At 73.7% G+C, this 8,007-nt stretch carries 10 protein-coding genes; 5 read left to right on the top strand and 5 right to left on the bottom strand.

The genetic code is table 11. The features are described from left to right. From K7854_RS36920 to K7854_RS36930, 3 genes are all read right to left on the bottom strand, one after another. On the bottom strand, positions 1-190 hold a 190-nt coding region (locus tag K7854_RS36920), incomplete at its 3' end, for a DUF5133 domain-containing protein (RefSeq protein ID WP_226030929.1). Positions 191-254: 64 nt separating this feature from the next. Further along, positions 255-1,127 carry a SigB/SigF/SigG family RNA polymerase sigma factor gene (locus tag K7854_RS36925; RefSeq protein ID WP_226030930.1) on the bottom strand — a complete coding sequence of 291 codons (873 nt, stop codon included), beginning with the start codon at positions 1,125-1,127 and terminating at the stop codon, positions 255-257. A gap of 184 nt (positions 1,128-1,311) precedes the next feature. Beyond that, complete coding sequence (locus K7854_RS36930) at positions 1,312-1,770, bottom strand: ATP-binding protein (RefSeq protein WP_226030931.1); 459 nt, start codon at positions 1,768-1,770, stop codon at positions 1,312-1,314. Between the two features lie 156 nt (positions 1,771-1,926). Here K7854_RS36930 and K7854_RS36935 point away from each other — a divergent pair, with 156 nt between their 5' ends. The 3 genes from K7854_RS36935 (at position 1,927) to K7854_RS36945 (ending at position 4,420) form a co-directional block, all read left to right on the top strand. After that, on the top strand, positions 1,927-2,163 hold the full coding sequence (locus K7854_RS36935) for a hypothetical protein (protein ID WP_226030932.1): 237 nt from the start codon (positions 1,927-1,929) through the stop codon (positions 2,161-2,163). Positions 2,164-2,191: 28 nt separating this feature from the next. Beyond that, positions 2,192-3,670: an aminotransferase class I/II-fold pyridoxal phosphate-dependent enzyme gene (locus tag K7854_RS36940; RefSeq protein WP_226030933.1), complete on the top strand. Its 1,479-nt coding sequence runs from the start codon at positions 2,192-2,194 to the stop codon at positions 3,668-3,670. Between the two features lie 294 nt (positions 3,671-3,964). Beyond that, positions 3,965-4,420, top strand: coding sequence for a cyclic nucleotide-binding domain-containing protein (locus K7854_RS36945; protein WP_226030934.1), 456 nt, complete (start codon positions 3,965-3,967; stop codon positions 4,418-4,420). 7 nt (positions 4,421-4,427) lie between these two features. On the opposite strand, the gene K7854_RS36950 is transcribed toward K7854_RS36945, so the two are convergent. Both K7854_RS36950 and K7854_RS36955 read right to left on the bottom strand, forming a co-directional pair. Next, positions 4,428-5,741 carry an MFS transporter gene (locus tag K7854_RS36950; protein ID WP_226030935.1) on the bottom strand — a complete coding sequence of 438 codons (1,314 nt, stop codon included), beginning with the start codon at positions 5,739-5,741 and terminating at the stop codon, positions 4,428-4,430. Between the two features lie 99 nt (positions 5,742-5,840). After that, positions 5,841-6,455, bottom strand: a complete 615-nt coding sequence (locus K7854_RS36955; RefSeq protein ID WP_226030936.1) for a LysE/ArgO family amino acid transporter — start codon at positions 6,453-6,455, stop codon at positions 5,841-5,843. A 93-nt stretch (positions 6,456-6,548) separates the two neighbouring features. Between K7854_RS36955 and K7854_RS36960 the strand changes: the two genes are divergently transcribed. Both K7854_RS36960 and K7854_RS36965 read left to right on the top strand, forming a co-directional pair. Next, complete coding sequence (locus K7854_RS36960) at positions 6,549-7,448, top strand: LysR family transcriptional regulator ArgP (RefSeq protein WP_226030937.1); 900 nt, start codon at positions 6,549-6,551, stop codon at positions 7,446-7,448. A gap of 125 nt (positions 7,449-7,573) precedes the next feature. Next, positions 7,574-7,825, top strand: coding sequence for a WhiB family transcriptional regulator (locus K7854_RS36965; RefSeq protein WP_226030938.1), 252 nt, complete (start codon positions 7,574-7,576; stop codon positions 7,823-7,825). Positions 7,826-8,007 lie beyond the last annotated feature (182 nt).

An 8,007-nucleotide genomic window follows, 5' to 3' on the forward strand; every position in this document is an offset into this window, starting at 1 on the left:
CCGCGAGGTGGCGCCGGGCGGTTTCCAGGGCCCGCCGCACGTCACGGGTACCGGTGGACACGCACAGCGTGTACGCCAGGTCCCGGGTCCGCGGGCCCGGTCGGCCCGTCGCGTCGACGGGCTCGTCGACCGCGGCCGCCTCGTACTCCGCCAGGAGTCCGCGCAGCACCGCGGGGTGTGGCATCAGCATCCGTTCCGTCCCTCCCTGTGTGCCCGGCGTTGCCGTTGTGTCCGGCTCGTCGCCCCGTCGCCCATCAGGTCCGCGCCGGGTGGCCGGAGCGGACCGTGTGCCGGCCCATGGCCTCGTCCCGGACGCGGGCGCAGCTGCGGCTGATGAGCCGCGAGACGTGCATCTGCGAGATGCCCAGGCAGTCGGCGATCCGGCTCTGCGTCATGTCCTCGAAGAAGCGCATGTAGAGAATGGCGCGCTCGCGTTCGGGCAGCCTGCGCAGGCCCTCCTTGGCGGACTCGCGGTCGATCACGGTGTCGTACGAGGCGTCGGCCGCGCCGAGGGTGTCCGCGAGGCTGTAGCCGTCGTCGCCGGCCGACAGCTCGGCGTCCAGCGACAGGGTGCTGAAGCTCTCCAGCGCCTCCATCCCGGCGCCGACCTCGTCCTCGGTCAGCCCGGTGTGGGCGGCGAGGGCGGCCACCGAGGGTTCGGGGCTGCCGGGGCTCTGGGCGAGTTCACGGCGGGCGACGCGCACCTTGTTGCGCAGTTCCTGCACCCGGCGGGGCACCCTCAGGGCCCACATCCGGTCGCGGAAGTGGCGCTTGACCTCGCCGGTGATGGTGGGGACGGCGTAGCTCTCGAAGGCCCCCCGCTCCGGGTCGAAGCGGTCGATGGCCTTGACCAGGCCGAGCGCCGCGACCTGGCGGAGGTCCTCGATGGACTCCCCGCGGTCCCGGAACCGCCCGGCGATCCGGTGGGCCATGGGCAGCCAGGCCGTGACCAGTTCGTCCCGGACGGCGTCGCGTTCGGGTCCGTCCGCCAGCCCCGCCAGGCGGCCGAAGAGCTCCATGGTGTCGGGCGCGTCGTCGTGGCGGCGCCGGGCCGGAGCACCCGAGGGGTCGGCGGGCCGGGTGGACTCGGGGGTACCGGGACGGCTGGTGGGCGTTTCTATGAGCATGCGGATCCGCTCCTGAACGGTGGTCTCAGGGAACTTTCCGCGGGAACGGCGCTGTCCGGGGCACCCGGGCACAGCCGGGGCACCGAAGCAGCCGTACCGCTCCCGCTGCTGCGCCTCCGGTCCGAAGCACGAATCTGCGACTGCCCCTGCGCCGGTGGAACAAACTCCGCTTTTCCAAAAGTCATCAGGACAGCGGAACGACCACGGTGATGCACTTGCCTCCGGTGGGAAGATCTGCGACCCGTACCTCGCGGGCCAGCCGGCAGACGATCGGCCAGCCCCGGCCGCCGAGGCGCCGGCGGCCCCGGTCGTCCGTGGCGGGCACGGCCACCGGCAGGTCGTGGCTGCGGTCGCACACCGACAGGCGCACGCCCGGTCGGGCTCCGGGGTCCACGACGTCCACCCGGAAGTCGGTGATGCCGCCGCCGTGCAGGATGGCGTTGGTGGTCAGCTCGGAGGCGACGAGCACGGCGTCCGACAGGGCGCCCGCGTCGCACGACGGACCGCCGTGTGCGCCGCGGCACTCGGTGACGGCGAGTTCGACCGCCCTGCGCGCGTCGGCGGGCCTGCACGGCCGGTACCTGCGGCAGGTGTCCCTGCCGCGTTGTTCGACCACGGGTGAAGTCGTGTCCCTGTCACGCATCCGTCAGCTCCCTGTTCGGTGGGACGGTTCGGTGCGGCCGTGCGCGCGCCGTGCGGCCTCGTCACTGTCGGCTGACCTCCTCCGGTACGGCCAAACCTCCGGTCCTCCGTACGGTCCAGGGGCCATCCGGGCGCCCAGCGGGGGTACGCGGAGTGCATGACGGATGTTGTGGACTCGGACGAACTGCTGCGCCGGATGCACCGCGCGAGGAGCTGTGCCCTGGAGGAGGGACGCACCTGGCGGGCGCGCAGCGAGGAGCTGCGCTCGACCGACCCGGAGGCCGCGCGGGAGGCCGCCGTGCGGACGGTGGCGTACGAGGCCGTCCTGCGGGTGCTGGACGAGGTGCTGACGCCGGGCCGGACGGCGGGAGTGAGGGCCCGCGGGACGGATTGACGCGCCGCCGGCCGGGAAACCGGTCGGCATGAGCGCCGATCACAGCCGAGCACCGGTCCTGGAAGCCCTGGTCGAGTACCGCCGCGAGGGGCGGCTGTCGTTCACACCGCCCGGGCACAAGCAGGCGCGCGGGGCGGACCCCGCGGTGCGCGAGGTGCTGGGTGACGCGGTGTTCTACGGCGATGTGCTGGCGACGGCCGGGCTCGACGACCGGCTCACCCGGGGGCGGGTGCTGCAACGCGCCCAGGAGCTGATGGCGGACGCGGTGCACGCCGATCACACGTTCTTCTCGACGTGCGGGAGTTCCCTGTCGGTGAAGGCGGCGATGCTGGCGGTCGCGGGGCCGCACGAGAAGCTGCTGATCGGCCGGGACGCCCACAAGTCCGTGGTCTCGGGGCTGATCCTGTCCGGCATCGAGCCGGTGTGGGTGGAACCGCGCTGGGACGCGGAGCGGCACCTGGCCCATCCGCCGTCCGCCGAGGCGTTCGAGGAGGCCTTCGCCGCCCATCCGGACGCCAAGGGCGCCCTGGTCACCAGCCCGACGCCGTACGGCGCGAGTGCCGATCTGCGGGCCGTCGCCGAGGTCTGCCACCGCCGTCCGGTGCCGCTTATCGTCGACGAGGCGTGGGGCGCGCACCTGCCCTTCCACCCCGATCTGCCGTCCTGGGCGATGGACGCGGGTGCCGACATCTGCGTCACCAGCATCCACAAGATGGGCAGCGGTCTGGAGCAGGGCTCGGTGTTCCATCTGCGCGGCGACCTGGTGCCGCCCAAGCTCCTCGGCATGCGCGCCGACCTGCTGAGCACCACCAGCCCCTCGGTACTGATCTTCGCCGGGCTCGACGGCTGGCGCCGGCAGATGGCGCTGCGCGGGCACGAGCTGATGGGCGGCGCCCTGGAGCTGGCGGCCGCTGTCCGGGCGGCCGTCGAGGAGATCGACGGCATGCACGTCAACGACCGGGACGACTTCTGCGGCCCCGGGGCGGCCCACGGCTTCGATCCGCTGCCGGTCGTCATCGACCTCGACGGGCTCGGCATCTCGGGCTTCCAGGCGGCGGACTGGCTGCGGGAGCACCGCAGCGTGGTCGCCCACATCACCGACCACCGCCGGATCGGCGCGCAGATCACCCACGGCGACGACCGGGCGACCGCGGACGAGCTGCTCACCGCGCTCAAGGACCTCGCCCGTGCCGCCCCCGGCCTGCGCCCCGCGCCACGGGTCGAGGTGCCCTCGCCGGCCGAGCTGCGGATGCCGCAGGTGTGCCTGCCCCGGGACGCGTTCTTCGGCCCCACCGAGGACGTCCCCCTGGAGCGGGCCGCCGGCCGGGTCGCGGCGGAGATGATCACGCCGTATCCGCCGGGCATTCCGGCCGTGCTGCCGGGTGAGCGGCTGGCCGAGCCGGTCCTGCGGTATCTGCGCAGCGGTCTTCAGGCGGGGATGTACCTCCCCGACCCGACCGACCCGGCGCTGGAGACGATCAGGGTCGTCGCGGAGTCCGGCGAGTGAGACGGGTCACGTGCCGGGGTGCCGGTTTCGCGGAACCGCCGGAGATGGTTTAGCGTTCATCCATACGTGGCGACGGAGTCGACCGGAATGTCCTCCGCGGTCACCGCTTACGGCCCTGGCTGGCTTCCCCCGTCCAGCCAGGGCTTTTTCATGCCCTCGCCGCACCGTCCCCGGTTCCGGCACGGAATCCGTACGGGATCCCGCCGTCCGCCGAGGTGCCCAGTCGGGCGACAGCGACTGAAATGGGCATAGGGAAAGCCCCGGAACCGAATCGCCGGCGAGGAGCCCCGTGCCATGACCAAAGCGATCAAACTGCTGACCGCCCTGCCCCTCCCCCAGCGCGCGCGGCTGATGGAGCTGGCCCAGGAGGTCTCCTTCCCGGAGGACGACCGGATCTTCGAGGCGGGGGGCCGGGCGGACCGCTTCTGGGTCATCCGCTCCGGCGCGGTCTCCCTGACCCAGCGGGTGACGTCCCTGCAGCGGGTCACGGTCGCCAGTCTCGGCGTGGGCGATCTGCTCGGCTGGTCCTGGCTGTTCCCGCCCTACGAGTGGGACTTCGGCGCCGAGGCGTTCAGCCCGGTGCGCGCCTACGAGTTCGACGCGGCATCGGTGCTCGACCTGTGCGAGCGCGACCCGCAGCTGGGCATCGTGCTGGTGCGGTCGGTCGCGGAGATCCTCGCGCACCGGCTGGAGTCCACCCGGGGCCGGCTCATGGAGCACTACGCACTGCACGGACGCGGCTCCCTGTGAGCCGCCGTCAGACGCGGTAGCGGCGCAGCGCCGGCATCGCGACGGCCAGGGCCAGCATCACCGCCACGACGAGCAGCCCGCCGCCGGCCACCGCCTCCCGCGCGCCGAAGGCGGAGCCCGCGCCGCCGGGCAGGACGGCGGCCAGCCGCGGGCCGCCCGCCACGACGACGGTGAACACGCCCTGCATGCGCCCGCGCATCTCGTCGGTGGCCGCGGACAGCAGGATCGCCCCGCGGAACACCATGGAGACCATGTCGGCGACGCCGGCCACCGCCAGGAACGCCACCGCGAGCCAGAGATTCCCGCTCAGCCCGAAGCCGGTGATGGCGGCGCCCCAGACGACGACCGCGCCGATCACCATCCAGCCGTGCCGGCGGGCCCGCGAGAAGGTGCCGGAGAACAGTCCGCCGGCCACCGCGCCGATGGGGATCGCCGCGAACAGCAGACCGAGCGCGAGCCCCTCGCCGTAGGGGGCGTACGTCTCGGCGGCGAGCTGCGGGAACAGGGCGCGCGGCATGCCGAGGACCATGGCGACGATGTCGGCCAGGAAGGACAGCAGCAGCACCTTGTGCCCGGCGATGTAGCGGAAGCCGGCCACGACCTCGCGCACGCCCGCGCGCCGGACCGCCGTGCCCGCCAGCGGCGGCAGGGCGGGCAGCCGGTAGACCGCCCACACGGTGACGCACAGGGCGAGGGCGTCGATCAGGTACAGCTCCGGCAGGCCGATCAGCGGGATCAGCGCACCGGCGAGCAGCGGGCCGACCACCTGCCCGGTCTGCATGACGGTCGACCCGAGCGCGTTGGCGGCGGGCAGCTCGTGCTCGGGCACCAGGCGGGCGATGGAGGCGTTGCGGGCCGGGGCGTTGAGGCCCCAGAAGGCCTGCTGCAAGGCGAGCAGCAGCATCAGCGCGGCCACCGACTCCATGCCGGTGACCGCCTGCACCCAGAACAGCAGCGAGGTCACCGCGATGCCGGTGTTGGTGATCAGCAGCAGCTTGCGGCGGTCCATGGTGTCGGCCACCGCACCGCCCCACAGGGCGAACACCACGAGCGGCAGCAGGCCGGCGAGGCTGGCGGCGCCGACCCAGGCCGAGGAGCCGGTGATGTCGTAGATCTGCTTGGGCACGGCGACCGCGGTGAGCTGGCTGCCGACGGCGGTGACGATGGTCGAGGACCACAGTCTGCGGTAGGCCGGGCGGCGCAGGGGGCGGGTGTCCATGGCCCAGCGGCGCCACCCCCGCTGCTGCCGCCCTCCGTCCGGCGCCGGGGCCTTCGCCCCGGCTTCGGTGCCGCTCTCGCCACTGCTCTCGCTGGTGTCCACGCGCTTCCTACATGCTCGATACATCTTTCGCCTGCGGGGATCACTATCGCAGGTCCGTTCGAGCCCGCCCGCACGCGCGTGACCGGAGCCCCGCCCGGCTCAGGCCCCGGCGACGAGGGAGACGCCGAGGACGATCATGGTGGCGGCCACCAGTCCGTCGAGAATTCGCCAGGCCGTGGGCCGGGCGAGGAAGCGGCCGAGGTAGCGGGCGCCGAAACCGAGCGCCGCGAACCAGACCAGGCTGGCGACGGCGGCACCGAGGCCGAAGGTCCAGCGCAGCGGACCCCGGTCGGCGGCGACGGAGCCCAGCAGGAAGACGGTGTCGAGGTAGACGTGCGGGTTGAGCCAGGTCAGCGCCAGGCAGGTGAGCACGGCCCGGCGGCGCGAGCCCGCGGCGTCGCCGTCCGCCCGCAGCGCCCCGGACGGACGGAACACCCGCCGGGCGGCCAGGGCGCCGTAGCAGAGCAGGAAGGCACCGCCGATCCAGCCGACGGCGGTCAGCGCACCGGGCCAGGCCACCACCACGGCACCGACCCCGCCGACACCCAGGGCGATGAGCACGGCGTCGGACAGCGCACAGATCCCGACCACGGCGAGGACCGCGTCGCGGCGGACCCCCTGACGCAGGACGAAGGCGTTCTGGGCGCCGATGGCGACGATGAGCGAGAGACCGGTGCCGAAGCCGGCGGCGGCCGCCGTGAGCGCGTTGTTCATGCCCGCGACGCTAAGCGGGCGATCACCGCACGTACAGCTAAAGATTCTTATGCATCATTAGCACGTATCATCATCCAGCGTGATGACGACGTGATGACGACCTTCGCGGAATTGCCGCTGGACCAGGTGCGCACCCTGCTCGCCGTGGTCGACGAGGGCACGTTCGACGCGGCCGCCGCCGCCCTGCACGTGACACCGTCCGCAGTCAGCCAGCGGGTGAAGGCGCTGGAGCAGCGCACCGGCCGGGTGCTCCTGCTGCGCACCAAACCGGTGCGGGCGACCGACTCCGGTGCCGTGCTGGTGCGGCTGGCCCGCCAGGTGGCGCGGCTGGAGCGCGACGCCTCGGCCGAGCTGGGCCTGCGCGGGGAGGGCGAACCGACCCGGGTGTCGGTGGCGGTGAACGCGGACTCGCTGGCGACCTGGTTCCTGCCCGCTCTGACCCGCCTCCCCCGGGAGCCCGCCCTCTGCTTCGATCTGCGCCGCGAGGACGAGGGCCACACGGCGACGCTGCTGCGGGAGGGCGCGGTGATGGCGGCGGTGACGTCCTCGCCCGAACCGGTGCCGGGCTGCACCGTCCGGGCACTGGGCCGGATGCGCTATCTCCCGTGCGCCACCGCGGACTTCGCCGCCCGCCGGCTGGCGGGACCGCCGCACGAGGTCGTCGCCGGGGCCCCCGTGGTGGTCTTCGACCGGCGGGACGACTTCCAGGACGCCTTCGCGCGGCGGCTCGGTCACGACGGAGCGAGTGCCGCGCGGCACTACGTGCCGACCTCGGAGGGTTTCGTCGAGGCCGTCGCCGCCGGTCTCGGCTGGGGCATGGTGCCGCAGCCGCAGGCGGAGCCCCTGCTGCGCACCGGCCAACTCGTCTGCTTCGCCCCGGACCTGGCGGTGGACGTCACGCTGTACTGGCAGCAGTGGAAGCTCGACTCGCCCGCGCTGGCCGCGGTGGCGGACGCGGTGGTGGCGGCGGCGGCCCGGGCGCTGCGCCGGTAGGCACCCAGCACCGGCGCGGCGCCCCCGGCGCGTCCGCGCCGGTTTCGCACCGCGGTCGACCGGTCACCCGCTACGGAGCAAGCCATGCCCGAAGGCGCGAACGATACCGATCGCAGGTGACTTTGATGGACGACTGGCGAGAGCACGCCGCATGCCGGACGGAGGACCCCGACCTCTTCTTCCCGATCGGCACCACCGGCCCGGCCGCGTTGCAGACCGAGCAGGCGAAGGCGGTCTGCCGGACCTGCCCGGTCCAGGAGCAGTGTCTGCGCTGGGCGCTCGACACGGGGCAGACCATCGGCGTGTGGGGTGGCACCAGCGAGCTGGAACGCCGGGCGCTCAAGCGGCGCGAGGCCGCACGCCGGAGGTCCGGCTGACCCGCGGCGTCCGCGCCGGACGTGGCGGGCGCCGCGGGGCGGGCACGGCTCGGCGTCGCCGTCCGCCCGCAGCGCGACGGACGGACGGAACACCCGCCCGGGCGGCCAGGGCGCCGTAGCAGAGCACACCCGCGGCGTCCGCGCCGGACGTGGCGGGCGCCGCCGGGTGAACACGGCTCGGC

Origin of the sequence: Streptomyces hyderabadensis (genome assembly GCF_020404845.1) — a bacterium.
Classification (GTDB): Bacteria; Actinomycetota; Actinomycetes; order Streptomycetales; family Streptomycetaceae; genus Streptomyces; species Streptomyces hyderabadensis.

What these genes read in the sequence shown, in the direction of transcription:
- K7854_RS36925 (WP_226030930.1), bottom strand. Translation starts at nt 1,127, where the DNA reads ATGCTCATAGAAACGCCCACCAGCCGTCCCGGTACCCCCGAGTCCACC.
- K7854_RS36930 (WP_226030931.1), bottom strand. Translation starts at nt 1,770, where the DNA reads ATGCGTGACAGGGACACGACTTCACCCGTGGTCGAACAACGCGGCAGG.
- K7854_RS36935 (WP_226030932.1), top strand. Translation starts at nt 1,927, where the DNA reads ATGACGGATGTTGTGGACTCGGACGAACTGCTGCGCCGGATGCACCGC.
- K7854_RS36940 (WP_226030933.1), top strand. Translation starts at nt 2,192, where the DNA reads ATGAGCGCCGATCACAGCCGAGCACCGGTCCTGGAAGCCCTGGTCGAG.
- K7854_RS36945 (WP_226030934.1), top strand. Translation starts at nt 3,965, where the DNA reads ATGACCAAAGCGATCAAACTGCTGACCGCCCTGCCCCTCCCCCAGCGC.
- K7854_RS36955 (WP_226030936.1), bottom strand. Translation starts at nt 6,455, where the DNA reads ATGAACAACGCGCTCACGGCGGCCGCCGCCGGCTTCGGCACCGGTCTC.
- K7854_RS36960 (WP_226030937.1), top strand. Translation starts at nt 6,549, where the DNA reads ATGACGACCTTCGCGGAATTGCCGCTGGACCAGGTGCGCACCCTGCTC.
- K7854_RS36965 (WP_226030938.1), top strand. Translation starts at nt 7,574, where the DNA reads ATGGACGACTGGCGAGAGCACGCCGCATGCCGGACGGAGGACCCCGAC.